Below are 25,378 nucleotides of genomic sequence, written 5' to 3' on the forward strand. Positions count from 1 at the left end.
TTGGAGAAAACTCTCATAACTGCCGTGCCGCCTGGGGAGGTTCTTGAGATATTGAGGCGCTCGAAGGCCGGGATTAACATCGAGATCAGGGAGGGCGAGCCTTTTCGGGGGATGCCCCGCTGGAAGCTCAGAATAACCGGCGAAAAAGGGGAGATAGAGAGGTTCATGGAGTTTTTCATGCGTGCCCGGGCGGGCGGCTAGGTTATCTCGACCTTTCCCCTTCTCATCACGAATTTGTAGCCTCCGTCCCGCGGCTGGAAGTCGGGTAGGGGAGACTTCCTGATGTACATCTTTTCTGTGGCTGTGTCCTTCGATTGGAACTCGATAACGTACTGGCTGTAGAGGGCTACCCACGACGTCAGCCTCTCCGTGGCGCGCGCCCTGTTGATGAGCCATATGTTGATGGGACGCTTTCTCTTCTCCATGAGTCTGGCCTTTTCCTTCGTTGCCATCAGGCGCTGGAGTGTCCTCAGGAAGTTCTCCTCGCCGAGCAAAAAGGCCATGCCGTCTATGGTCAGGTCAACCCCCACGGGCCGCTTATCCCCTATCATTCTCTTTAAAAGCCTCGTGTAGAGCTGGACGTACTTCGGGAGGAAGGTCGTGGGGTCAATGCTCGTATCGGTGTAAATGAACTTCTCCGGGTAGTTTAAGCCGTAGAACGAGGAGAATATGTCCAGAACGGCCAGTTTTTCCCTTTCCCCCAGCTTTCTGATGTCGAGGTTGAGCGCCTTGAGCTCCATCTCCAGGGAGGACATGGGGAGCACAGAGTTCAGCACCACGCCGAAGTCCCCTTCCTCCACCCTGTTACGCAGTATCTCAAAGGCCAGCAGCCATCCCTGCGAGTACTCGTCGTATACGATGAGTAGCGTGCTGTCGGGCAGGAGGCCCCCGCCCAGGGCCTCGTCGAGAAGGGGAATTCCCGTACTTAATACTTCCATTATTGGCTCACCGTGTCCTTTTATGGTCACGGATGTATTTAACATTTGCTCCTGGGAGAATAATAGCAACACTGCGAATGGGCATAAAGCAATAATGGTGGAAAATTGGAACGCTTTCCGTGGGCTTTACTCCCCTTCGAGCCTCTCAACGAGTTCCCTCAGCTTCTTCTTCCCGTTCCCGATAATGGGACTCCCATGGGCGGGCAGGAGGTTCTCGAAGTCCACCTCCAAAAGCTCCACTATCCTTTTTCTGTTCATCTCAGGGTCGAGGGAGTACCGGTGGGGTACTTCCTCGAGCCTGCCGTCATGTTCTATGACAAGATCACCGACGAAGAGGCTTTTTGTGGTCTCATCAAGCAGGCAGATGCTTCCCATTGTGTGTCCGGGCTTGTGGAAAACCTTAAGGTCCTCAAAGACCTCTCCGTCCTTCAGCTTGATTTCCGGCCTCAATCCGGTTTTCTCGAAAATAAGGTCCTCCTCATCTTCGTGGGCCGCTATCACCGCGCCAGTCTTCTCCTTCAGGCACCTCAGCGAGCCCGTGTGGTCGAGGTGGCCGTGGGTTAAGACTATTGCCTTAAGGGGCTTCTCGAGCTCTTCAACGGTCTTGAGAATTTTCTCGCAGGTGGTGTCTATTCCCGTATCAACCGCCACCAGATGGTCTCCCCTCTCGATGAGATAAGCGTTGACAAACGTATCAAATATCCGGTGGATTCCCGAAATGACCTCATCGCGCATGAAGTTCACCTCATTCAGGTTTCCATCTTAACCCTAAAATCCTTTTCGGATAAACTTATTAAGGCCAGCTTCGAAGTATTTTGTAGGTGATTGTATGATGCACGTTCCAGTTTTCAACGACCTTAAGGTTATAGGCGATGAGAAAGTTACGGCCATCGGCATGGGCACGTGGGGAATCGGGGGAAGAGAGACCCCGGACTATTCAATGGATAAGCAAAGCGTTGAAGCCCTCCGCCACGGCCTTGAGCTCGGGATCAACCTCATAGACACTGCGGAGTTCTACGGGGCAGGACACTCAGAGGAGCTAGTTGGAGAGGCGATAAAAGGCTTTGACCGCGAGGATATTTTCATCATCAGCAAGGTGTGGCCGACTCACTTCGGCTACGAGGAGGCAAGGAAGGCCGCAAGGGCGAGCGCTAAAAGGCTTGGAACCTACATAGACCTCTACCTCCTTCACTGGCCCGTTGATGACTTCAGAAAAATCGAGGAGACGCTCCACGCGTTAGAGGAGCTGGTTGATGAGGGGCTCATAAGGTACATCGGCGTCAGCAACTTCGACCTTAAACTTCTCAAGAGGAGTCAGGAAGCGATGAGAAAGTACGAGATAGTCGCCAACGAGGTCAAGTACTCCCTCAAAGACCGCTGGGTGGAGGAGGGCCTTCTCGACTACATGAAGCGCGAAAAAATGGCCCTCATAGCTTACACTCCCCTTGAGAAGGGGAGCCTTGCCAGAAACGAATGCTTGGCCGAGATTGGGAAGAAGTATGGAAAGACCGCCGCCCAGGTTGCGCTTAACTACCTCATCTGGGAGGAGAACGTCATAGCCATCCCGAAGGCCGGAAGCAGGGAGCACCTTGAGGAGAACTTCGGTGCTATGGGGTGGCGTCTTTCTACGGAGGACAGAGAGAAAGTGAGGGGGTGCGTCTAATGTACGGCTACCATAACAAAATCGCGCGCGTTAACCTCACAACAGGTAAGGTGACCTACGAGGAGCTTCCGGATGAAGTTATAAGGAAGTTCATCGGTGGAAAAGGGCTCGGCTACTACATCATCTACAAGGAGGTTCCGCCGGGAACTGGCCCGCTCAGCCCCACCAACAAGTTCGTGTTCGCGGCTGGTGGATTGACCGGCCTCGTTCCGGGTTCGAGCAAGGTAATCGCTGTCAGCAAGAGCCCCGAAACCCGGCTCATCAGCGACTCGAGCGGTGGCGATGCATTCGGCCCGAAGCTCAGGGGCCACTTCGACGCGCTCGTAATAGAAGGGAAGAGCGAAGAACCCGTCTATCTGTACGTCCACGACGGAAAGGTCGAGATTAAGGACGCAAGCCATCTCTGGGGCAGGGGCAACTACGAAGTCGCTAGAGAGATATGGCGGGAGCACCCACAGGCGAGCATGGCAATGGTCGGCCCCGCCGGCGAGAGGCTCAGCAGGATAGCGAACATAATCTACGACACCGAGAGGGCCAGCGGAAGGGGCGGACTTGGAGCCGTCCTCGGGAGCAAGAGGGTAAAGGCCGTGGTCGTCGAGCCTGGTGAGAGGCCAAAGGTAGCAAACCCCGAGGAGTTCCAGAGGCTCTGGCAGGAGTACTACAACGAGTTTGCCACGAATCCAAAGTACGAGCACACCAGAACCTACGGGACGAGCGACGCCCTCCGGAGCTCAGCGAGCCTCGGCATGAGCCCGGCCTACAACTTCTCAAGGCCCCACATCCCGGACGAGCTTGCCTCTAAACTCGGCGGCGACGAGGTTAAGAAGTACGAGGTCGAGCCGGAGTGGTTCGTCCACGGGAAGAGCTGCCCGATAAAGTGCGCCCGCTACGTTGAGGTAGAATACAAGGGACAGAGAATCCGCGTCAAGCCTGAGTACGAGAGCATAGCCATGCTCGGAGCGGCCACTGGAGTATTCGACTTTCCAGCGGTGGCATACTTCATTCACCTCGTCAACGACTACGGAATGGACAGCATAGCCACCGGAGCGACAATCGGCTGGCTCTTCGAGATGGTTGAGAAGGGCCTAATCGGCGAGGACGAGATTGGCTTCCCGGTGAAGGGCTTCGGCGATGCTGAGGCCGAGGAGAAGCTCATACACCTGATGGCCGAGCGGAAGGGCATTGGTGCAATCCTTGCCGATGGGGTCAAGAGAGCCTGCGAGCGGTTAGGCAGAGGGTGTGAGGCAGCGGTCCACGTCAAGGGCATGGAGAGCCCGGCCTGGGACCCGCGCGGGAGAAGGACATACGGACTTAGCTATGCCACCGCCGACGTTGGCGCCTCCCACCTCCGTGGCTGGCCAAGGCCCCACCAGCTCCCCAACCAGGGGCCGGCTAAGGAGCTCGTGCCATCCCTTATTGAGGGAAGAGACGAGAGCTACATCACCGACATGCTCGGAACATGCAAGTTCGTGCCCTACAAGATGGAAGACCTCGCGAGGCTCTACTCCATCGTCACCGGCGAGGAGTGGACGGTAGAAGAGCTGAGAAAGAGGGCCTGGGGCGTCGAGAGCATAGCAAGGATACACGACGCCCTCGATTGGGTTACGCCGCCGCTCGATGACACCATTCCGCCGCGCTGGTGGGAGCCGGAGCCGGATGGGCCTGCAAAGGGCAACGCGGCCTTCATAGACTACAACGACTTCATCGAAGCGAGAAGGGAGTTCTACAGGCTTAGGGGCTGGCACGAGGAGCTTGGCGTTCCTCTGCCGGAGACAATGGAAGAGCTCGGCCTTCCGGAGTTCCGGGAAGATGCGGAGAGGGCGCTTGAGACGGTTAGGAAGAGGATGGGGGCGTAGTCCCCTGTTTTTAACACACTTGCCCTGTTACCCTGGCGGTGGTTAGACCCCAACCCTAAAATACCACCTCCTCTTAACCCTTTTGGTGGTTCCATGCGCGGCGTTATAGTTCCCCTTGTGACACCTTTCAACGAGGACTACTCGGTGGATTTGAACGCCCTCGAGGAGCACGTCGACTTTCTCCAGAAGGCTGGAGTGCACGGGATATTCATCAACGCGACGACCGGAGAGTTCACGAGCCTCAGCCTGGAGGAGATGAAGTTCCTGGCCGAGAAGGGCAGGGAGCTCGTAACTTCAGCCTTCTACCTCGTGGGCACAGCCTCGTCAAACACCTTCGAGGTTATTGAGCTCACGAAGCATGCCCAGGACATCGGCGCGGACTACGCGGTCATAGCGCCGCCCTACTACTGTCCGCTCAACGATGAGGCCCTCTTTAGGCACTACTCGATGGTCGCCGAGAAGGCAGATATTCCAATCATACTCTACAACATCCCCTCCTGTGCGAATCCCTTGAGTGTCTCTCTCATAAAGCGCCTCGCTACCGAGCACTCGAACATCGCGGGAATCAAGGAGACGATAGACAGCGTAAACCACGTCAGGGACGTTATCCTCGAGGTTAAGGGTGAGAGGGAGGACTTTAAAGTTTTTACGGGCCTCGACCAGCACTTCCTCAACACGCTCATCCTCGGCGGCGACGGCGGAATAATGGCCTGCGCCAACTTCGCACCCGAGCTTCACCTCTCTGTGTGGAAGGCCTTCCAGGAGAAGCGCTATGAGGAAGCCTTTCACTACGCCAGAAAGCTGGCGAAGCTTTCGAGGGTCTACAGCCTCGCGTCTTCCTTCGGCTCCGCTATAAAGCTGGCAATGTCGCTCAGGGGTTTCTCTATAAAGCCCGTCCTGAGACCGCCCTACGTCATGGACGGTGAGGAGACGAAAGAGGAGATAAAAAAGCTCCTCGACGAGGCCCTGGATTGAGTTCCCCGCATTTTATCATTTTCACGTACATTTCTACTCACATTTGACCGATAATATAATAAACCTGAACATCGAACTTTGGGCGGTGGGAGCATGGAACGCGAATTTCGGAGAATCATGGGGGAAGATTTGGCGAACTACCTCGAACTCCTGAGGGCCAAGATGGCCTTTGCGGAGGAGATGTACGGAATCAGGATGAACTACGTGCCGCTAATTACTGACGGGGAGATAGTTATCCTTGATAAGAACGACGGCAAAATCAAATGGCTAAAAACGAAGAGGCCGCTCACGCTGGAGGAGTTCAGGTCTCTAGCTGGAAGGATAAAAGAGAATCTCGAGAGCGGCCACGTCGAGGGCCTCCTTGCGATGAACATGCCGTGCGTGAACGGGCCGGGGGAGTGATCAGCCGCCGTAGACGACGGGGAGGACCTTCAAGGTATCGCCGTCCCTGAGGGAGTAATCTCTGTCAGCTTTTTTCTCGTTCACAAGGATGTGGTGCTCTTCCGCGCTTATTCCAAGCTTTTTTAGGAGCTCTCCCGCCGTTGTGTCCTCCTCTACCTCAAGCTCAAGCCTTGGGCCGTGCTTCAAAGCGTGCTCCCCGTAGAGAACCACCTTCACCTTCATGAACCTCACCAAAAAGGAAATCAGAGGCCAAGGCGCCGCCTTATTCTTCTCACCTCGCGCTTCGCCTCTTCGAGGCCGAGCTCTTCAAGCACATCTTCCCTCGGGATTCCGTGCTCGTCGTAGCCAATCTCCTCGTAGTACTGCATGACTTTGGCCTTTATCTCCTCCCTGTTTGGAGCTTTGCCCTTGACCGGCCCGGTCGGAAGGGGCTCGTAGAACCTCTCCGGGTTGTCGTCGTCCTTCCTCGGGTCCCAGTGGACGTCGGGCCCTCCGAGGAGGAGCAGGATCCTCTGGAGGTGGATTATTCTCAGGCCGGTCTCGTTGAACCACTTCTCCGGGGTCAAATCGAAGCCAGTAACGGCGTTCCCGAACTCTATGATGCGCTCGAAGCCGGGCCTCGTGGTGAACATGCATATCACGGCGGAGTCGTAGAACGCATTCACCATCTCGCCCTCGTAGCTCCTCGCCGGCAGGCCAGCGGTCGAGGTGTGGTCGCCGCCCTGGACTGAAACGGCGTAGCTTACGTCCCTCGTGTAATCCAGGTCGCTCCTGACGCCGTGGGCGCCAACCCCTATCCCCTTTACCTGGACGGCGTACTTCGTTGCGTCAACGCCCTTCATCTCGGAAATCCTCTTTGCGGCCCTGTAGGTCCCCTCCGCGAGGGTCTCTCCAACCCCTTTCCTCTCGACTATCATCTCTAAGAGCCTCGCGAAAGCCTTCTCGTCGCCCCACTCGAGCCTGAAGCCGAGGTCTTCCTCCGTTAGAACCCCGCGCTGGTACAGCTCCGCCGCAAAGCCGAGGGCGTTGCCCGCGTTGATGCCGTCTAATCCAAGCTCGTCCACGAGGTAGGAGAGGTAGACTATCTTCTCGGGCTCGAAGATGCCCAGGTTCGTGCCCATGTAGGCCATGAGCTCGTAGTCGGGCGCGTCCGTTATGGAGCCCTTGTAGGGCCCGTAGCGGAGGTAGGATATCTTCATGCAGTTCACAGGACAGCCGTAGTCCGCCCAGTACTTCTTCACCCACGCCTTTAGCTCGAAGTTAACGACGCTTATCCTATCGTCCTCGTGGTACTCCTCCTGCCAGTTCCTCACCGGCTGGCTTGAGCGGTCCTTTCCGACGCTATAACCGCCGGCCCCCGTCCCCCACTGGCGGAAGGTTGTGAGGGTTAGAAGCTCCCTCTGGAACTCGCGGAGAAGAGTTTTGAACTTCTCCCGGTCGTGAACCTCCGGGAGGGGCCCGTTCCCCTTGACGAGTATGGCCTTCAGGTTCTTGCTCCCCATCACGGCCCCAAAGCCGCCGTAGCCGGCCGCGTGCATGAGCTTGCTCATTATCGCCGCGAAGCGGACTTTATTCTCGCCCCCCTTCCCGATGTACATCATGGCGGGCTCCTTTGGAATCCCCTTGAGCTTCGCCTTCTTCCTGAGCTCGTCGTGGACTTCCTTAAGGAGGGTCCTGTGGAGCTCCACTCCCCCCATGCCCCAGTATTTGGAAGCGTCGCGTATCTCTACTTCATCGTCGTTTATGAAAAGATAGACCGGCTCCTTTGCCCTCCCCCTGAGTATAATCCCATCGTAGCCTGCTGCCTTGAGCTCTATCCCGAGCTCGCTGCTCAGGACGCTTCCAACGATTCCGTTGCTCTCGGGGGATTTTGCAACGACCGCCGTCTTCATTCCCGGATAGTAGCCCGTCAGCGGGCCGGTGAGGATAAGGAGGAGGTTCTCCTCGCCGAGGGGATCAACCTTCTCCCACCTCTCGCCGAGCTCGCGCCACAGGATGTAAGTGCCGAGCCCCCTGCCGCCGTAGAACTTGAGCATCTCCTCCGTAAGCTCAACCTCCCTGACCTCTTCCCTGCCCAGGTCAACGTCGAGGAGCCTTCCGGCGTATCCCTTCATTCCAATCCCCCCGCAAACTCCTCCCCATAGACCTTTCTCGCGAGCTCGGCGCTCTTCTCCACGGGGTCTTTGGCAAAAGTCCGGTAAATGGAGCGGTAGTTTCCTTTCACGACGGTCAGAGCATCGTGGCCGGCCTCATGGCAGACCTCCACGCACCTCGGCTCACCGCCGCAGAGGTCGCAGATGACGACACTTCCCTTGCCCTTTGGAATCCTCGGGACGCTTCCGGGGCACGCGAGAACGCAGGCTCCACATTCGGTGCAGTTCTCCCCCTTCACAATAACGGCACCCGTTTTCTCATCCACGCCCAGCGCATCGAAGTTGCAAGAGTTTACGCATGGATAATCGGGGCACTGGACGCAGGTGTGGGGGACGTTGATTCCTGGAAGAAGTTCGTACACCCTTATGCGCGACGCCTCCGGCCAGATTATGCCTTCGTGCTCAAGGGAGCACGCTATCTCGCAGAGTCTGCAGCCACTGCACTTGTCGGGAGTTATCAGTATCCACAACCTTTCGACATCGTCACCCATAGAAGCACCCAATATATGAATCGTACCTCAACCTATATAACGGTTCTGAGAACGTGAAGATGGCCGTATGTGGGATACCCTTTTATACCCGTGAAACCAGTCTCATACGGTGATGCCTATGCAGTTCGAGGAGGCTTACAGGGAAGTTTACGAGATGGTGAAGCCGAAGTACAAGCTCTTTACAGCTGGTCCCGTTGCCTGCTTCCCCGAGGTTCTTGAGATTATGAAGGTTCAGATGTTCAGCCACCGCTCGGCCGAGGCAAAAGCTGTTCACGTTGACACGCTCAACAGGCTAAAGGCCTTCCTTGAGGCGGAGAATGGGGAGGTAATCCTCTTCCCGAGCTCCGGAACCGGCTTCATGGAGGCAGCGGTTAGAAACACCGTCCCGCGCGGTGGAAAGGTTCTTGTAACGGTCATCGGCGCCTTTGGAAAGCGCTTTGCTGAGGTTGTCGAAGCCAACGGAAGGGAGGCAGTTGTCCTTGAGAAGGAGCCTGGAAAGGCCATCAAGCCGGAGGAGCTCGACGAGGCACTCAGGAAGAACCCCGATGTGCACGCGGTTACGATCACCTACAACGAGACCTCCACCGGTGTCCTCAACCCGCTCCCGGAGCTGGCCAAGGTGGTTCACGAGCACGACAAGCTCCTCTTCGTTGATGCAGTCTCAGCCATGGGCGGTGCTGACATAAGGTTCGACGAGTGGGGCATTGACCTCGTCTTCGCGAGCAGCCAGAAGGCCTTCGGCGTTCCGCCGGGGCTGGCAGTGGCGGCTGTCAGCGAGCGCGTTTTCGAGATAGCCGAGAAGATGCCCGAGCGCGGCTGGTACTTTGACCTCCCAATGTACAAGAAGTTCAACGAGAAGAAGAAGGGAACCCCCTCAACTCCGCCGCTCCCGCAGATATTCGGCCTCAACGTCGTGCTCCGCATTGTGGAAAAGATGGGCGGAAAGGAAGAGTGGCTCGGCATGTACAGGAAGAGGAGCGAGATGATAAGGGAAGGGGTAAAGGAGATGGGCCTCAGCGTTCTGGCAGAGCCGGGTTACGAGAGCCCAACGATTACCGCCGTGGTCGTCCCCGAGGGTATGAAGGGAGTGGACGTTTACAACGCTATGCGCGAGCGCGGCTTTGAGCTTGCCAAGGGCTATGGAAGCGTCGCGGAGAAGACCTTTAGGATTGGAAACATGGGTTACATGACCTTTGATGATATCAAGGAGATGCTCGCCAACCTCAGGGAAGTGGTGGAAGGGCTGAGGGGGTGAACCCTCAGGCTACCTTTTTCATCCCATCTTTTACGAGGTATATGCCGTCTATGCTCCTTGAATGGGTTCTGAAGTCGAAATCAAGCCTCACAACGAGCTCAAAGCGCTTGAACACGCTCTCGGAGATTTTGAGCCAGTGCTTTACCTCCCCCAGAACGTCTTTCGAGAGGGCCAGCGATGTTACCATGAAGGGGTAATCGTCTATCAGTGCATCAAGGATCGCGGGAACATCAACGGTGTGGATGGTGTCTATCACAACGTAGGTGGGGTTGATGCGTTTTATCTGCTCGATAACCTCCTTTGTGCGCCTCTTCGTCGGTCTTCCGTCGAATTCGGTGTTTATCACGAATATGTTGTCCTTGAAGGGCTTGAACTCGTTGTAGGCCGTGACGACCGCTATTTTCCAAGTGTCGGGCAGGAGGTGTATCATGGCCTCCACGAGCTTGGTTTTACCGCTCCTGTTGGAGCCGACGATGAGGATGTCACTTTTTCTCCTCAAAGCCTCCTCAAGAATCGCGATCTGCTCCCTGCTGGCGCTCCCGTAGCGCACAAGGTCTTCGGGGGTAAATATGTACACGCCCACTTTAATCACCGTAAAATATAGGCTTGGGTGGGATATAAACCTATCTGCCCTCGAGGGCCTTCACGATGGCCAGCAGGAGCGAGTTCCTTGGGGCGCTGAGCATAAGCTCCTCGGCGTACTCCACGATTTTGCCGTTTATGTAATCTATTTCCGTCCTCCGTCCTCTCCTGATGTCCTGGAGCATGGAGTTGTAGTTGTCCCTTGTGCGCTCCAGTGTGTCGAGGAGGAGCTCGATGGGGTGAACCTCGAAGTCAACTCCCCTCTGCCTCGCGACTTCACAGCCCTCCCTTACCACCTCAATCAGCTCCGAGAGCAGCCTCTCGTCGTTCTTCAAAAAGCCGTTTTTAACCCCAAGAAGCGCTCCCACGGGGTTTATGGCAGCGTTTACCAGGGCCTTCGCCCACTTCCAGCCCTCTATGTTCTCGCTTGCCTGTGCCTCAAGGCCCGCCTCCCTAAGCGCCCTCACGAGGGAGCGGGTGAAGTCATTCATCCCCCGCGGATAGGGCCCCACTATGGTTATCCCCTTCCCGGTCCACCTCACCCTCCCCCACTCCTCGAGGGCGGCCCCGTTGGTGGTTATCCCCCCGAGGACGTTTCTCGTGTACCTCATCGCCAGCTCCTCGTTCCCGAGCCCGTTCTGGATGCTCAGCACCCACGTGTTCTCTCCCAAAATTTCTCCCGCACACTCCAGCGCCGCCTCGGTTGAGTATGACTTGGTGGAGAGTATGAGGAGGTCGGGCTCTTCCCTGGGAGCAACGGTCTCGGCCTTCGGGTGAACCACGAAGTCCTCCACCCCCGTTATATGGAGGCCCCGCTCCCTCACGGCCCTCACGTGCTCTTCCCTTCCTATGAGCGTTACATCATGCCCGCTCCTCGCCAGAAGACCCCCAAAGAGAGAGCCTATGCTTCCCGCGCCGAGAACGTAAACCTTCACCTCCCTCACCGGAATCCCTTTAAGTTTTGACTCCTAAAAGCCTTCCGATGGCGATGATGGACGTTCGCGCGTTTTCCGTGAATGGCAGGGAAGTGTGGATAGGTGTCTTGTACGGCGAAAGGATAGATGGAATAACGTACTCGCTCGACGGCAGGGAATTCCTCATGGAGCGCCTTGCTCTCCTGGCAGAGTTTCTGAGGCGCCGGGGAGTTGAGGTGGGCCTTGAAATGAGGGATAGCCCCTACCTGGAGCTAGTGAGGGATGTGCTCCTAGGTAGGATCGAGAACAGGGCCGCCCTCGGGGCGCTCAGCTTCAACGGGCTCACGCCCTTTGAGCGCAAGGTTTATGAGGTTCTGACAAAAAAGGTAACACGCGGGGAGGTCGTAAGCTACGGTGCCCTTGCCAGAACCCTGGGAACATCCCCCCGGGCCGTGGGTGGGGCCATGAAGCGCAACCCCTACCCGATCCTGGTGCCCTGTCATCGTGTCGTTGCGGGTGATGGCATCGGAAATTACACGCCCAAAGTGGAGTACAAGATGTTCCTGCTGGAGATTGAGGGGGTGAAAAAGTGGACAGGCTGAAGGCTTACATCATAGGTTTCCTGGTGCTTATCATCGCGGTCGCCGCGGGAATAATATGGAAGTGGGGCTTCTGGATGCTCGTGCGCATAGTCCTCGCGCTCGGCTTCCTTGGAGTTACGGCAATGCTTGCTTTCTTCCTGGCGCTGACGCTCTACGCCGAGAGCTGGAAGTACGCTCTCTACCTTGTGGTTCCAACTGCCCTGAGCGCCTACGCCACATATCTTAGCGCCACGTGGCAGAGGCTCAACGTCGTCGGTGGAATAATCGTCCTCTTCGTCCTCGGGCTCGCCTTTGGAATCTGGTACATCAGCGAGCCCGATTTGGGTCTTGCCGACCGCTTCAGGAGTGCAGAGAGCCTCGAAAGGGCTGGGAAGTACAAGCAGGCTGCCAGGAAGTACGAGAAGAAGGGGAACTACCTGAAGGCCGCTGAGATGTACGAGAAGCTCGGCTGGATGGAGAGCGCGGCCTGGGCCTACGAGAAGGCCGAGAAGTACGAGAGGGCCGCTGAAATCTATGAAGGGCTTTACGACAAGGAGAAGGACACCTACTACCTCAAGGAGGCCCACGAGTACTGGAAGAAGGCCGGCAACATGGAGAGGGCGGCGAAGGCCCTCGAGAAGTACGCCGAGGAGGAGCCCTGGTTCTGGGAGGACGTTGCCAAGCTCTACGAGGAGCTAGGAAACGAGGAGAAGGCGAGGGAAGCCTGGGAGAAGGCACTCGAGTACTACAAGAAGGAAGCGGAAGAGGAGGGCGTCTTCTACGAGGACGTCGGGAATATAGCGAGGAAGCTCGGCATGGAGGAGCTCGCCAGGGAAGCCTACGAGAAGTTCCGTGACTACTGCCTCAAAGAGGCAGAGGAAGACCCGATGTGGTGGAAGCACGTGGCAGAGGCCTATGACTACCTCGGCGAGAAGGAGAAGGCGGAAGAGGCGAGGAAGAAGTACGAAGAGTACAGGGCGGAGATAATGAGGGCGAACGAAGAAACTTCTAAGTTCCCGGAGGAGAATAAGGAGTGAGCTCTGGCCCTGTTTTCTCCTCTGTCCTTTTTCTAAAACGCCCTTTTCACGTCAACCCTGTCGAAGTCCCTGTCGTTTGAGAGTATAACCCTGATCCCGTGCGTCTTCATCGTGGCGTAGTGTATAGCGTCGTCGAAGTCGAGCTTCTCGCATTCCTCCGCCATTTTGAGGATCTCGGGGGTCAGGGGGACAACCTTTATCCCCAAATCCTCTAAAACTTGGCTTATCCTGAGCCTGGCTCCTGAGCGCTTGAGAAGGATGTAGAGCTGCCAGACGGTCAATGTCGAGGTTATCATCCTGCCGTAGTGTTCCTCGATTAATTCCTTCGCTCTCAACCCGGACTCCTCGTTCGCCGTCAGGACGTAGTAGATCACGTTGACATCAACGTAGACCTTCAAAGCTCATCCCTCAGAAGCCTCTCGGTTTCTTTCTCAACCAGTCTGTCTATTTCTTCCGCACTCAGCTTCTCTCCCTTCACGATGCCCCAGTACCTCTCAATCTTCTTCCTGACGGGGATGAGGACTATCTCCCCCTCCCTCTCCTCAACGTAGAACTCTTTGGCCTTCAGCCTTTTCCTCAGGGATGCCGGGAGGTACAGCCTTCCGTTTTCATCCAGCCTGACAACTTCGACGCTCATGGTAGAAACTAGAACTTTGTCACTTAAGTGCTTTTTGGAAAATACGGGTGATTTGGAAACCCTGATGCTCCCCCGTTACGGAAAGTGAAGGGGTTGTGAAAGGAAAGAAGCGCTGAGGATATTGAGGCGGAGAATAAAAAAAGTCCCGGGAATTGCCCCGAAGCTCACTCCCCACCGTGCTCCTTTTCAAAGGCCTCTATTGCCTTCATGAGGGGTATGAGGTGCATTAGTGCGGGTCCGCCGGCCATCAGAACCGCCACAAGGCCTGCCTCAATGAGCTCTTCCTTCTTGGCCCCGGCCTCAAGGGCCTTCTGGGTGTGTAGGGCTATGCACCACTCGCAGCCGGCCGATATTCCGAGGGCGAGGGCTATGAGCTCCTTCTCCCTCGTGGTGAGAGCTTTGTTGTCGAGCGTCTCCCTCAGGAAGCGCGAGAATGCGGATATTTCCTTGGGGTGCTTCTTGCCAAGGGTGTTGAGGAGCTCCTCAATCTCCTGGAGTTTGACCATAACATCTTCGTTCCCCACGGTAACCACCGGATATAACTCGGAAATTCGGTTTAAAGTATTATCCGAAACCTTTGGTTAAAAACCAGGCTATTTCCGTCTGACCTCGAACTTGTTCCTTCTCCTCTCGAAGCGCCACTTCTCTATGGCCCTGACGAAGGGGCACCTCTTCCGCCACTCCTGGAAGAACTCCCTGAACCCCATCCTATCACCATAAAAAAGTGGGAGGCGTGGCTTAAAAACCTAATGCCACGTTACGACCCTCTGGGTTACCTTTCCGGCTAGAGCATCCCTCAAAGCCCTTTCCATTATCTCAAGGCCCTTCTCCGCCAGCTCCTCCGTTATGACGAGCGGAGGGGTTATCCTTGTCACGTTCCCGAACATGCCGTAGCTGGGGAGGATGAGGCCGAGCTGGAAGGCGCGCCAGCAGACCTTTCCCGTTAGCTCGGGGTCGGGTTTACCGTCCTGCTTGACGAGCTCCACTCCTATCATGAGGCCCTTCCCGCGGACGTCGCCGATAACCTCGTACTCCTCCTTCATCTCGAGGAGGCGCCTCATTATGAACGCCCCAACCTTCTCCGCGTTCCCGGGGAGGTCTTCCTCCTCGATTATTTTTAACGTCGCGTGGGCCGCCGCTGAAATCACCGGGTTTGCGGCCGGTGTCAGGAGTGAGGAACCGCTGGTGGTCTCCATTAACTCCTCCCTTCCTATGACGCCGCTGAGCCCCATTCCGCTCGCAACGCCCTTGCCGAAGGCGAGCAAATCGGGCTTGACCCTAAAGTGCTCGCTTCCAAACCACCTTCCCGTTCTCCCCATGCCAGTCTGCACCTCGTCCATGACGAGGAGAATCCCATGCTCATCGAGGAGCTTCTTGAGCTCTCTGAAGAACCCCTCCGGCGGAACCACTATTCCACCGTCGCCCTGAATGGGCTCGGCGAAGAGGGCCCCCACCTCGTCCGGAGGCACAACGTGGGCGAGGATGTAACTCTCAAGGTAGTCCATGAAGCGGTTTATCAGCTCGTCCGGCTCATCGTAGCCGTTTATTCCCCACACGTTCCTGTAGGGGTTTGGATAGGGCACCCACACGACGTTCGGGACGAGGGGGGAGAAGCCCCTCTTCTGCGAGCTCTGGAAGGCCGCTATCGAGGTCGCCCCGTAGGTCTGCCCGTGGTAGGCCCCTATGAACGCTATCAGCCACGGCCTCCTTGTCGAGAAGCGCGCCACCTTCATCGCCATGTCCATAGCATCGCTCCCGCTGAGGCCGAAGAGCACTTTGGGGCTTTCAACGGGTGCCTTCTCCGCCAGAATCTCCGCCACCTCTATGGCGCGCTTGCTGTAGGTGTAGCCTATCATGGAGTGCTGAACCTTCTCCACCTGCTCCTGAACGGCCTTCACTAGCTTTGGGTGGGCGTAGCCGGTTGAGGCCGCCGCGGCCCCGGCCAGAAAGTCTATGAAGACGTTGCCGTCAACGTCCTCTATGAGCGCTCCATAGCCCCTCTCGGGCACGAGGGGGAAGAGTTTGACTCCGAGACCCTGGGCGATGACCCTCTTCTCCCGCTCTATGAGCTCCTTCGCCCTGGGACCGGGAGGCTCGACCACTATACGCGGATAAGAAGCCATATATCTCACCTTTGGCAGATATAAAGAAAAAGAAAAGTTCACGGGTTGGCAGAGACGAACTCGTTGGTCTTCTGGCGCACGTAGGTGAAGAGCACCAGTAGGCCTATGAGGTTGGGTATGGCCATGAGGCCGTTCATCATGTCCGAGAAGTTCCACACTGTCTCGAGGACGGTCACTGAACCCACGAAGATGAAGAGCACGAAGAGGAGGTTGTAGATGAGGTGGAGCTTCGGGTAGAGGCTGGCGAACTTCTCCGGGTCCTGCTCGAGCCACTTAGCGAGGTACATGACGTTCTGCCTGCCGTAGAAGGACCATGCAAGTATCGTCGAGTAGGCGAAGAGCACTATTCCTATTGCCACCATAATCTCACCGACGTGTCCAAAGGCCTGCGCGAAGGCCGCCTGAGTGAGCGGGGCCCCGTTCTTGTCCGGGAACATCGAGTAGGCCTGCGTGACCACGATTGAGACACCCGTGAGTGAACATATGATCAGGGTGTCAATGAAGGGTCCGAGCATTGCAACGTGTGCCTGCCTTGAGGGGTGGTCCGTTTTGGCCGCGGCGTGGGCCAGAGTGGCAGTTCCGAGACCAGCTTCGTTGGAGAATAGGCCCCTCTTTACACCCCAGATGATGACCTGTCCTATGGCACCTCCCGCAACGGCCTGACCGGTGAAGGCGTCTTTGATAATGACGCTTATTGCGTGGGGTATCTGGCCCGCGAACTTGATCCAGACGCCGACTGCGAAGAGGAAGTACACTATGGCCATGAAGGGCACGAGCATCTCCGCGACTTCACCTATCCTCTTGATACCTCCCACGACAACTATGAAGGTTAGCACCGCGAGGGCCAGTCCCGTGACCCACATTGGGATGTTGAAGGCTGTGTGGAGCGCATCGGCCACCGAATTCGACTGCGTCATGTTGCCTATTCCGAACGCCGCTATTGCCGCGAAGAGCGCGAAGAGCAGCGCCAGAATCCTCCCAAGGGATGGAAGTGTGTCTTCTTTGAACAGGAGCAGGCCGAGGAGGGCGAAGAGTATGGCGATGATTATGGCGAGTATCCGGAGTCCGCCCCCTAGACCTAGGGCGTCCTTGGTGACGAAGGCCGCAAAGACCAGCATGAGGATTCCGGCGATGTACCTTCCTGTCGGTGGGAGCTTAACCTCCGAGAAGCCTCTTTCAAGGAAGGAGAACGTTCCTCCTATCATTGTCCCATCGGGGAGCTTACCCCTGAAGGCAACCCCAAGAAGACCCTCCGAGTACCTCGTGGCCATGCCGACGAGGGCAGTTACCCACATCCAGAACAGTGCACCCGGCCCTCCGTAGTGTATTGCCGTTGCAACGCCCGCGATGTTTCCAATTCCGACGGTTCCAGAAATCGTTGCCATGAGGGCCTGGAACGGTGTAATATCCCCCTCTCCAGTCTTCTTCCTCCCCTCAAATAGGGTAAACCTTATGGACCACCCGAGTCTCCTGAACTGTATTCCCCCGAGGGCTATCGTCAACAGCAGTCCCGTTCCAACGAGCAGGACTATCATGGGTGGGCCCCATACTTCACCATCGAGCCAGTTTATAAAGTCTACAATCGCTCCCATACATGCACCCCCTTGTTAAGTGCATTCATGTATCTTTTGAGGTGGCACTACCACGAATAATGCATTACTGTACTTTAACAATAAACCTATGAACGCTACATACTTTTAACGTTTGTGGGGGAAAGTGGGTGAATTTAAATTCCACCTTTTATGGTATCAACTTATCTCTTGAAAAACTGGGAGGTACATTTTTATAGTGTCCGGGCCTAGGGGGATGTGGGATGATGAGTCTAGATAGTAAAATAACTTCTATTGTCTATTCTAATGTGAAACCTCACCTACCTGAGTTGCACTCTGATTGGAGTTTAACCCAAGATGTATCACCATCCAATTTGTTTACATATAGTGCCAATATTAGTGAAAAATCAAAACAAAATACAATTAAGACTTATAAAGGTAATAACATCAAAGGCAAATTTTATAAAAACTGGATGCACAGGTTGGAAATGATAATGGAGGGGTATATGATGTCAATGGGTAATGGTAAAATAATGTCCCAGTACACAATGTGTTATCTCCAAGAAGTACTAAGCTGGGCTAGGGTTGAGTTCATGAGAGTATTCAGTGCTCTTGTTCAGGATTTAGCCACCTTGCTTAACATAGACCAATCAACAGTAGGGGAAGCACTTGAAGAGGTAATTGACTCACTGGTTGAAAGGAAGACCATACTTTTCACCAAACAACTTACCAAAGCAGTGGCAAAGCATTCAGGAGTGTATCAAATCAAAATACATGAGGGAGAAATCAAGGACATCTTGTGGGCTTACAATAAACTTAGAGAGCTGGGCTTAACCTCTGAAGGCTTTAAAATCAAAGTGTACATTGACACTTTAATTGGCATTAACAAAAGGTTAAAAGTTGAACTTAAGCTGAAAAGGAAAGAAGGGCAGTACTACATCTTCAAGGTTCCAACAGAAGATGCTGAGAAACTTGAAAGTAAGTTTGTAGATATCCTAGTGGTACTTGATAATAAAACCTCACAACTGATTCTCAAAGCTACTGAAGATGCTGAGAATATTATTGACAGTGTAAGAGAAATCATTGAATCAAGGAGGTTCATACCTTCAATTTCCTCATGGCCAGCACCTCCTTGTTTTTCAGACTTACAACATCCAGTTTCCCAAACAGGCCTAGGGCATCAAAATCTCTCTCAGAAGGATGTGGTAAAATCAGAGGGTAACATAGTCCAAAATCCTGTAGGACAGGATGCTAAAGAAAGTAAGAAGATACTCAAAAGAAGCAAGCTTTATGATGTGCTGGAAGGGGGTGTAGTCTTCATTAAGGTCAAGGATGCCCTTGAGGAATTCAAAAAATGGTCAATAAGGGACTTCAGGTATGAGATATATGAAAATGGGAAAACTAAAACAGTAACATACAATGATTGGGATGAATTTGTTAATGACAGAAACATGCCACCAGTCATTGAAAAAAGCAAGAGGAACATTCTCCAGAGGATAAGATATGTGGAGGTCTTCTTGGAGCACACTCAGGGTGTTATCACTGAGGAGACTATAGAGGAGTTCTTTGATTGGTTACAGTATAAGAAACCAATAACTAATGGGAAAACTGTGAGAAGCGGTGTAAGCAAAGACACATTCAACAAGTACAAGAGCCATATTAAGAAGTTCTTTGAATTCTTAAAACTCAGACACTACCAGGGTTATGTGGCCCAGGTGAACTATACTGTAAAAACAAGAAAGACTAATAGGGTTAAAGTTGTAGATGAAAATGACATTAAAAACTTGATTAGATACATTAGAAGCTCAAACAAATTTAGTCAGGAAGAAAAAGATGAGTTGGTAGGGTTGATTCTTCTGGAAGCAACTACAGGGCTAAGGACAAGTGAAGCACTTAGGTTAAAAGTTGGTGACATTGATTTTGGAAACAGGATTGTCTTGGTGAGGTCTGAGATTACAAAGAAGAACTATAGCAGAATAGTCTATATTACTAAGGAGGTAGCAAACTACCTCAAGGACACAGTGGTTGGGAAGTACAATAAAGGTTCAAATGATTACCTGTTCAGTCCAAATATATCAGGATTTAAGGAATCAAGCAAGGGTAGGGTCACACAGAGACTTAAAAGAGCAGGTATTGCCTTCAATATGAAATCCCTTAGAAAGTTCTATGTTACAATGACTAGAAATCCCCCCAAAGAGGCCCTGGAGCTTCTTAGAACTAACAAGGCCCTAGACAGTTTGGAGTTCCTAACAGCTGGTCACAAGACTTTGGAAATTGTTGAAAGCCATTATGACTACACAAAGACAAGTGTTGATGAAATACTCAAAAAGGCAAAACTCCTAGATAGGCTATTGGCCCAGAGAGATATTTATGATGTGGTTTTCAACAACACAAGGCTCTTGGAATGAAATATATTCTGCTTTATAATTTTTCATGCCTTAAGTCAAATTTTTGTTTAATATATAAATGGGATTAATAATGGTGTGGGACAAGCAAGATGAGAAAGGAGAACATGCCCCTGAGGAGTACCCTGCTAAAATCATTGGGGGGAATATTCCCCCAGCCCCCCTAGCTGAGGGGAAGAGTAATAATCCACTCACATATTCCCCCCAGGGAAAGGGGAATTGGGGAGGCCAGTATTCACTAAGGGGGAACTTCCTTAAGGATATGGATTCTTTGAAAAAAGCAATACACAGGGTTGTGCATGTTAGTAAGCAATATGAAATAGTCCCTCTTTTGGTGCTTTTCCTGCATCCAAACATCAGTAGAGATACTCTCACAGAATTATCAGTAAAGTTGAATCAAGAATTAGGGCTGAACTACAGGTTCAAATCAATCCAAAATGGCATATCTTCAGTGCTCAAAAGAGAGGATATTATATTAACTTACAGGGTGAATGGAGTTAATTACTATTCTTTAAACAGTACTATAGAAAATAAAATCATAAAAGAATACTCAGAGATAGTATCCGGTGTGAATGATAGTAGGGAGATAGAGGAAATAACTCCTGAGAAGTTAGTGCCAGAAGCTGAAAGTTTTCTCATGGGAGTCTACAAAGATGAAATCATCAAGCTACTAACAGAAGACCCATCAAAAGTGTTGACAGTGAAGTATGAGAAAGTATTAGCATTTTCAGACAAACTTGCAAGGTTAGTAAAGTACAGAACAAAAGAGGCTATGGAAATAACTTTTGCTAAGGCACTAGAAAAAGTAATCCAAGAGCTGAGTGGTGACTTATCAGATGAGAGTTCTCATGGCCTAAAAGTAACATTCACTTCTGAAGTGACACATAGAAGGTTGATAGATATAGATGTAAGTAGGGACCTGAACACCCTAATTACAGTAGAGGCAAAGATAATGGCACTGAGTAGGCCATTGATATTTTACCCAGAATTGGTTTTTGTGTGTAGGGATTGTGGAAATGAAATAATTAGACTCCAGGATTTTCTAGTTCCAAGGATTGGGGAAAACAAATGCAGTGCATGTGGTTCAAAGAATCTCTTCATTGACACTTACAAGAGCAAAGGAAAGGAACTTCTGGTATTTACCCTTCAAGACCTTCTAGAGAACTTGGAGAGTAATGAGCAGCCTCAGGATTTTCAAGCTTTTACAACACTCAACACCAAGAAGTTGCTTTCTCTTATGGGGCAGAAGGTCAAGGTAACTGGCATTGTCAGGACAAAAATCCAGCTTGAATCTGAAAGAGCCACCACTAGTGAGGTTGTCCTTGAAGTCATTAATGTTCAGGAGACAGAACAAAGAGCCTCATCAAGGCTAACTAAAGAGGATATTGAAAGAATCCTTAATTTTAAAGAGAAATATTCAGAGAAAGAGATAATAGATGTTTTAATTGATAGTATTGCCCCCAGTATCTATGCTAACAAAAAAGATACCCCAGAGCTGTGGGCTATTAAAAAATCAGCTCTACTTGCACTTGTCTCCCCAAAGAAGCTTGTTAATGGTAACCTAAGAAAATGGATTAATATCCTTGTTATTGGTGACAAAGGAACAGGTAAATCTAGGATTCTAGAGGACTTAAAGAGAATTTTCCATCTAGAACTTGTCACTGGGGGAGGTAGTACAAACCAGGTAGGTCTTATTGGGATGGCAAAATATGATGACATGACAAAAAGATGGGTGTATAGGGCAGGAGCTTTGGCAAGGGCAAATGGCACAGTGCTCTTAATTGATGAATTTGACAAATTAAAAGAAGATGATTATAAGGCTCTCCATAATGCTATGAGTGTTGGTTATTACATTTTCAACAAGGCTGACTTGAACTTAGAAATCATGTCCAGAGAGTCAATAGTGGCAATGGCTAATCCATTAAAAGGAGTAATCTCAAATCAGAAATCACTCTTTGAGCAGGTTGCCTTCAGCACAACATTACTAGACAGGTTTGACATCATAATTGGCCTCAGAACATATGAATCAAAGGAAGTTGTGGATAAGATTGATGAGAAAATCTGGGAAGCATCACAGGGGTTAATCAAAAGGCAAGTTGATGATAGATTATTAGTAAAGTACATCACATATGCTCAAAAGATTGTCCCCACTTGGGAGGACACAGCAAAGCAGAAGCTCTCTGATTTTGTAAAAGAACTGAGAAAATACCTTAAAGAGAATGGAACCTTTAACTATTCCCATAGGCTACAGATGAGCATGATAAATATTTCAGAAGCTATTGCCAAATTGAAGCTAAAAGAGAGAGTTACTGTAGAGGATGTCCATGAAGCAATTGCGCTAATAAAAATTGCAGTAAAAAGTTGGGGAGAGGATATTGACTTTTCACTACTGAGTGAATTATCCTATGAGTTTACAGGGGAACAGAGAAGAATGCTTGATGCAGTTGAAGAAACTCTTGAAGACCTCAGAAACTACTATCCAAATGGAGTCCCTAGAGATGAGTTGGTGAGTGTCCTTGAGAAAAAGTTGGGTTCAAAAGATGCCGTGAGAAAGGCACTTACCCTTGCAACAAAAGTTAACCTAATTACAAAGATTTCAGGGGAAAGTTATATTCTCACAAGGGACACTTGAGTTTAAAACTCCACAAATCCCTTTATTGATGTTTTGACTATTGGTCTTTTGAGGCCTGTTCCATAAACTCATCTTGGGGAAAGAGGTGTAATATAAACTTGGTTTTTCTCTTGAAATATTCACCTTCAATATCACTCTTGTCCAAGAGCTCTGTTAATAATTCAAGCTGCTTTTCCACTCCTTTTATTGTTCCTAGAGCATCTTCCTTGTTTCCTTGTGGAATCAAAAGAAGCAGCTTTAGTTTTAGAGAATGTAGAATTTTGTGAACCCATGAGCATATTGGTTGTGGAACTCCTGAAAAATCCCATTCTTCCTCAACACTCCATATTTCCCATTTATCTCCAAATTTCCTGCTTTTGTTGTGTTCTCTAACTATGAGAATCTTTGGTTCCTTGCAGTTTGTGTATACAGTAAACTGAAGCCTCTCCTTATGAGTATGGTCTAATGTATCTCTCCCAAGCCTTAGATAACAAATACTCATATTCTTTGGCACTGATACATCATACTGATTAGTTCCATCTCCAATTAGGATTAATCTCAAGTTAGCAGGTTCATCCTCAATTACAATATTTGCATAGTCATCTAGAATTACAAAATCTGAATTCTTGACCATGTCATCACCATTAAGATAATGGGAAATTATGACTTAGGGCAGTTACACTTTTTGCTCTATATTTCTCAAATAGAATGCCACAGCACTGTCTATCCACATGCTCATGCTGAGGTCAAGTTTTTCTGCCCATGTTTTTATTCTTTTATGATTCACCTCACTTACTGAAAAAGTTCTTAGTGTTGTAATGTCCCCAGCCATGAAGTCAACATACCATTGTAAAAACTTCTTGAATTTGTCTATGTGGTTTATTGAAAAGTTCAAAGCTTTAATAATCACTTTGACCATTGGGATGCTACTTCTCTCAGAGTACTCCTTTAGAGACTTGTATGTTTCAACATACATGAGAACATTCAATTTTTTGTAACCCTCCTTTCCCATGATGTCACCACCATTAATTAATAGAACACTAATGACTTAGGGCATCAGAAAAGGTTATTTACTGCCTTATTGCAGTCATTGTGGTGGTGGGGTATAATGGACAAGGAAGTCCCTTTAACTACCTTTATCAAAAAAATCTAATTCCAAAAAATCAGATGAAACTAAAATGGAAAAAAGAATTAATAAAGTAGCAGACTTGATAGATAAAGAGCAATTAAAAACTTGGCTTTGGGATGCAGCAAATATCCTAAGGAACAGAGTTGATTACATGCCATACATACTAACCCTCTTATTCTACAAGAGATTATCAGATGTATATGAAGATGAGTATAAGGAGGTTTATGAGAGGGTCTTTAATCAGATGAAAGAAAAACTTGGAGATGAGAAAGCTAAGAAGATTGCTGAGATTGAAGCTAAGAAAAAGAGTTGGCATAAGTATCAGATACCAGAAGATTGCCTTTGGGAGAGAGTCAAGAACACTCCTGTAAACATTGGGGAGAAACTAAATGAAGTCCTCATGAAGATTGAAGAACATAATGAGAGCCTAAGGGGGCTTTTGACTAGAGTAGACTTTAATAGAAAGGATGTTCTCCCAGACCAGAAGTTAAAGCAACTAATTGACCACTTTGATAGATATAGAATTGGAAAAAATGTCAGCCCTGACCTCCTTGGAGAGGCTTATGAGTATCTTGTTGAGCAGTTTGCTCTTACAAGTGGGAAGAAGGGTGGAGAATTTTTCACCCCCAAAGAGGTTGTGAAAGTTCTTGTCAGAATCCTTGACCCTAAGGATTATGAAGAGGTTTATGACCCAGCATGTGGAACTGGTGGTATGTTGATAACTGCATACTACCACATAAAAGAGAATGGTGGTGACCTAAAGAAGACCAAATTCTATGGACAGGAACTCAATGACATGACCTATGTGATAGCCAGAGTTAACATGGTGGTTCATGACATTAAGAATGCTGACATAAGGCAAGGTGATACTTTCCTCAGTCCCCATTTCACAGAGGGTGGAAGGCTAAAGAAATTTGATGTGGTTCTTGCAAACCCCCCTTGGAATGACAAGAATCTGAAAGGCCTTGAAGAGAACATCAAGAGAGCTCCATTCAGTGGGGATAGATTTCCCTTTGGAATACCCCCCTTAGGAACCTCAGCTGACTGGCTGTGGATTCAGCATATGCTTGCAAGTGCAAGAGATGACACAGGGAGGGTAGGGGTAGTAATTGACAATGGTGCCCTCTTCAGAGGAGGGAAAGAGAAAGACATTAGGGCAAAGATTGTGGAAAAGGACTGGATAGATACTATAATTGCACTCCCTGAAAAGCTGTTTTATAATACAGGGGCTCCTGGTGTCCTGATAATATTCAGGAAGAACAAGCCTGATAATAGGAAGGGTAAGATACTTTTCATTAATGCCAGCCAGGACTATGAAGAAGGCAAGAGACAGAACAAACTTAGGCCTCAAGACATTGATAAGATTGTGGATGCATACAATGACTTCAAAAACATTGATGGTTATGCAAGAGTTGTCAGCTTGGAGGAAGTAAGGGAGAATGACTACAACTTGAATGTCACCCTGTATGTGACACCCATAATTGAAAGGGATGAAGTTGATATAGGGGAAGTATGGAGTAAAATTGAAACTCTTGAAGATGAGAGGGGTTCCCTTAAGGCAAAGATAGAGGAGTACCTTAAGGAGCTCCAGGTGATTTGATGGAGATTTTGAATATCATTTTTTCCTTCATTAATTACCTTGCCTCTTTCATTGCATTCATAGTGTGGGGAATTATTGGGGCAGTCAGCTTTGTGGTGAGCTTGCTGTCCTCAAGGGCATTTATAACATACATCCCTCATCCAGTTGTAGAATTGATAGGCCCTCTAGCTATGTTGTGGGTGGGTGCTGAAGTTGAAGAGTATTACACTCCAAGGCCTGTGATATTCCTGAATGCTATTGCTATAAATCTGCATTTTCTGGCCCTGGGATGGGATTCCATGTGGGTCAGGCTCTACATGAACTTAGGTCTTATTTTTGGGGGGCTTGCATGGTGGTCTTATGAAGAGGAGTTTAGCATGCATTCTACATTTTATGACTGGGCTAAATTGCTTTATGGTACTGGTACATGTGGCCTAGTGATACTTATGACATGGGTGTGGGAGCATTTATTTAGTGCAATACCCTAAAGGTGGTAT

Annotated in this window: 26 protein-coding genes; 12 read left to right on the forward strand and 14 right to left on the reverse strand. The window is 50.8% G+C overall.

Annotated elements, in window-relative coordinates; all coding sequences use genetic code 11:
* The gene (locus PFER_RS07730) at window positions 1-201 is read left to right on the forward strand and encodes a TIGR04140 family protein (protein ID WP_048150751.1); all 201 of its coding nucleotides are present in this window, start codon (window positions 1-3) and stop codon (window positions 199-201) included.
* Here the strand turns inward: PFER_RS07730 and PFER_RS07735 are convergent.
* Together PFER_RS07735 and PFER_RS07740 are read right to left on the reverse strand one after the other, a co-directional pair.
* Window positions 198-938, reverse strand: coding sequence for an RAD55 family ATPase (locus PFER_RS07735; RefSeq protein ID WP_048150753.1), 741 nt, complete (start codon window positions 936-938; stop codon window positions 198-200). The two genes, PFER_RS07730 and PFER_RS07735, sit on opposite strands and share 4 nt — an antisense overlap.
* A 126-nt stretch (window positions 939-1,064) precedes the next feature.
* Window positions 1,065-1,673 (reverse strand): MBL fold metallo-hydrolase, encoded by a 609-nt coding sequence (locus PFER_RS07740; protein WP_048150755.1) that lies wholly within the window; start codon window positions 1,671-1,673, stop codon window positions 1,065-1,067.
* A gap of 94 nt (window positions 1,674-1,767) precedes the next feature.
* On the opposite strand from PFER_RS07740, the gene PFER_RS07745 reads away from it, so the two are divergent.
* From PFER_RS07745 to PFER_RS07760, 4 genes are all read left to right on the forward strand, one after another.
* Complete coding sequence (locus tag PFER_RS07745; protein WP_048150758.1) at window positions 1,768-2,601, forward strand: aldo/keto reductase; 834 nt, start codon at window positions 1,768-1,770, stop codon at window positions 2,599-2,601.
* Window positions 2,601-4,457, forward strand: coding sequence for an aldehyde ferredoxin oxidoreductase family protein (locus PFER_RS07750; protein ID WP_048150761.1), 1,857 nt, complete (start codon window positions 2,601-2,603; stop codon window positions 4,455-4,457). Before PFER_RS07745 ends, PFER_RS07750 begins: the two co-directional genes overlap by 1 nt.
* A 93-nt stretch (window positions 4,458-4,550) precedes the next feature.
* The gene (locus PFER_RS07755) at window positions 4,551-5,432 is read left to right on the forward strand and encodes a dihydrodipicolinate synthase family protein (RefSeq protein ID WP_048150764.1); all 882 of its coding nucleotides are present in this window, start codon (window positions 4,551-4,553) and stop codon (window positions 5,430-5,432) included.
* Window positions 5,433-5,525: 93 nt separating this feature from the next.
* On the forward strand, window positions 5,526-5,834 hold the full coding sequence (locus tag PFER_RS07760; RefSeq protein ID WP_048150767.1) for a hypothetical protein: 309 nt from the start codon (window positions 5,526-5,528) through the stop codon (window positions 5,832-5,834).
* On the opposite strand, the gene PFER_RS07765 is transcribed toward PFER_RS07760, so the two are convergent.
* From PFER_RS07765 to PFER_RS07775, 3 genes are read right to left on the reverse strand one after another with little or no spacing between them, the layout of a single operon-like run.
* Window positions 5,835-6,056: a MoaD/ThiS family protein gene (locus PFER_RS07765; RefSeq protein ID WP_048150769.1), complete on the reverse strand. Its 222-nt coding sequence runs from the start codon at window positions 6,054-6,056 to the stop codon at window positions 5,835-5,837. It abuts the gene before it with no gap.
* A 20-nt stretch (window positions 6,057-6,076) separates the two neighbouring features.
* Window positions 6,077-7,948, reverse strand: coding sequence for an aldehyde ferredoxin oxidoreductase family protein (locus PFER_RS07770; RefSeq protein WP_048150773.1), 1,872 nt, complete (start codon window positions 7,946-7,948; stop codon window positions 6,077-6,079).
* Window positions 7,945-8,478, reverse strand: a complete 534-nt coding sequence (locus PFER_RS07775; RefSeq protein ID WP_048150778.1) for a 4Fe-4S dicluster domain-containing protein — start codon at window positions 8,476-8,478, stop codon at window positions 7,945-7,947. The genes PFER_RS07770 and PFER_RS07775 overlap by 4 nt, the downstream gene beginning before the upstream one ends.
* A 118-nt stretch (window positions 8,479-8,596) precedes the next feature.
* Between PFER_RS07775 and PFER_RS07780 the strand changes: the two genes are divergently transcribed.
* Window positions 8,597-9,733, forward strand: coding sequence for a pyridoxal-phosphate-dependent aminotransferase family protein (locus PFER_RS07780; protein WP_048150781.1), 1,137 nt, complete (start codon window positions 8,597-8,599; stop codon window positions 9,731-9,733).
* A gap of 4 nt (window positions 9,734-9,737) precedes the next feature.
* On the opposite strand, the gene PFER_RS07785 is transcribed toward PFER_RS07780, so the two are convergent.
* Window positions 9,738-10,316, reverse strand: coding sequence for a Flp pilus assembly complex ATPase component TadA (locus PFER_RS07785; RefSeq protein ID WP_048150784.1), 579 nt, complete (start codon window positions 10,314-10,316; stop codon window positions 9,738-9,740).
* A 40-nt stretch (window positions 10,317-10,356) separates the two neighbouring features.
* Entirely contained in the window at window positions 10,357-11,250 is an 894-nt protein-coding gene (locus PFER_RS07790) for a 2-dehydropantoate 2-reductase (RefSeq protein WP_048150787.1), read from the reverse strand.
* 53 nt (window positions 11,251-11,303) lie between these two features.
* Here PFER_RS07790 and otg point away from each other — a divergent pair, with 53 nt between their 5' ends.
* Complete coding sequence (gene otg, locus PFER_RS07795) at window positions 11,304-11,831, forward strand: methylated-DNA--protein-cysteine methyltransferase (RefSeq protein WP_048150790.1); 528 nt, start codon at window positions 11,304-11,306, stop codon at window positions 11,829-11,831.
* The gene (locus PFER_RS07800; protein WP_048150793.1) at window positions 11,819-12,847 is read left to right on the forward strand and encodes a DUF4013 domain-containing protein; all 1,029 of its coding nucleotides are present in this window, start codon (window positions 11,819-11,821) and stop codon (window positions 12,845-12,847) included. The genes otg and PFER_RS07800 overlap by 13 nt, the downstream gene beginning before the upstream one ends.
* A gap of 32 nt (window positions 12,848-12,879) precedes the next feature.
* Here the strand turns inward: PFER_RS07800 and PFER_RS07805 are convergent, their stop codons facing one another.
* The 5 genes from PFER_RS07805 to PFER_RS07825 form a co-directional block, all read right to left on the reverse strand.
* Window positions 12,880-13,245 (reverse strand): type II toxin-antitoxin system VapC family toxin, encoded by a 366-nt coding sequence (locus PFER_RS07805; RefSeq protein ID WP_048150797.1) that lies wholly within the window; start codon window positions 13,243-13,245, stop codon window positions 12,880-12,882.
* Complete coding sequence (locus PFER_RS07810; RefSeq protein ID WP_048150801.1) at window positions 13,242-13,484, reverse strand: AbrB/MazE/SpoVT family DNA-binding domain-containing protein; 243 nt, start codon at window positions 13,482-13,484, stop codon at window positions 13,242-13,244. Before PFER_RS07810 ends, PFER_RS07805 begins: the two co-directional genes overlap by 4 nt.
* A gap of 164 nt (window positions 13,485-13,648) precedes the next feature.
* Entirely contained in the window at window positions 13,649-14,017 is a 369-nt protein-coding gene (locus PFER_RS07815; RefSeq protein ID WP_245612505.1) for a carboxymuconolactone decarboxylase family protein, read from the reverse strand.
* A gap of 213 nt (window positions 14,018-14,230) precedes the next feature.
* Window positions 14,231-15,607: an acetyl ornithine aminotransferase family protein gene (locus tag PFER_RS07820; RefSeq protein WP_048150802.1), complete on the reverse strand. Its 1,377-nt coding sequence runs from the start codon at window positions 15,605-15,607 to the stop codon at window positions 14,231-14,233.
* Window positions 15,608-15,645: 38 nt separating this feature from the next.
* A complete protein-coding gene (locus PFER_RS07825) occupies window positions 15,646-17,199 on the reverse strand; it encodes an alanine/glycine:cation symporter family protein (protein WP_048150805.1) in 1,554 nt (517 codons plus the stop codon).
* A gap of 446 nt (window positions 17,200-17,645) precedes the next feature.
* Here PFER_RS07825 and PFER_RS07830 point away from each other — a divergent pair, with 446 nt between their 5' ends.
* Window positions 17,646-19,565 (forward strand): tyrosine-type recombinase/integrase, encoded by a 1,920-nt coding sequence (locus PFER_RS07830; protein ID WP_170218357.1) that lies wholly within the window; start codon window positions 17,646-17,648, stop codon window positions 19,563-19,565.
* Between the two features lie 70 nt (window positions 19,566-19,635).
* Entirely contained in the window at window positions 19,636-22,194 is a 2,559-nt protein-coding gene (locus tag PFER_RS07835) for an AAA family ATPase (protein ID WP_048150811.1), read from the forward strand.
* A 37-nt stretch (window positions 22,195-22,231) separates the two neighbouring features.
* On the opposite strand, the gene PFER_RS07840 is transcribed toward PFER_RS07835, so the two are convergent.
* Complete coding sequence (locus PFER_RS07840) at window positions 22,232-22,807, reverse strand: hypothetical protein (protein ID WP_048150814.1); 576 nt, start codon at window positions 22,805-22,807, stop codon at window positions 22,232-22,234.
* 42 nt (window positions 22,808-22,849) lie between these two features.
* Entirely contained in the window at window positions 22,850-23,185 is a 336-nt protein-coding gene (locus PFER_RS07845) for a hypothetical protein (protein ID WP_048150816.1), read from the reverse strand.
* A 166-nt stretch (window positions 23,186-23,351) separates the two neighbouring features.
* On the opposite strand from PFER_RS07845, the gene PFER_RS07850 reads away from it, so the two are divergent.
* Together PFER_RS07850 and PFER_RS07855 are read left to right on the forward strand one after the other, a co-directional pair.
* A complete protein-coding gene (locus tag PFER_RS07850) occupies window positions 23,352-24,902 on the forward strand; it encodes a type I restriction-modification system subunit M (RefSeq protein WP_048150819.1) in 1,551 nt (516 codons plus the stop codon).
* A complete protein-coding gene (locus PFER_RS07855) occupies window positions 24,902-25,369 on the forward strand; it encodes a hypothetical protein (RefSeq protein WP_048150822.1) in 468 nt (155 codons plus the stop codon). Before PFER_RS07850 ends, PFER_RS07855 begins: the two co-directional genes overlap by 1 nt.
* The last annotated feature ends 9 nt before the right edge of the window (window positions 25,370-25,378 follow it).

The organism is Palaeococcus ferrophilus DSM 13482, assembly GCF_000966265.1.
GTDB lineage: Archaea > Methanobacteriota_B > Thermococci > Thermococcales > Thermococcaceae > Palaeococcus > Palaeococcus ferrophilus.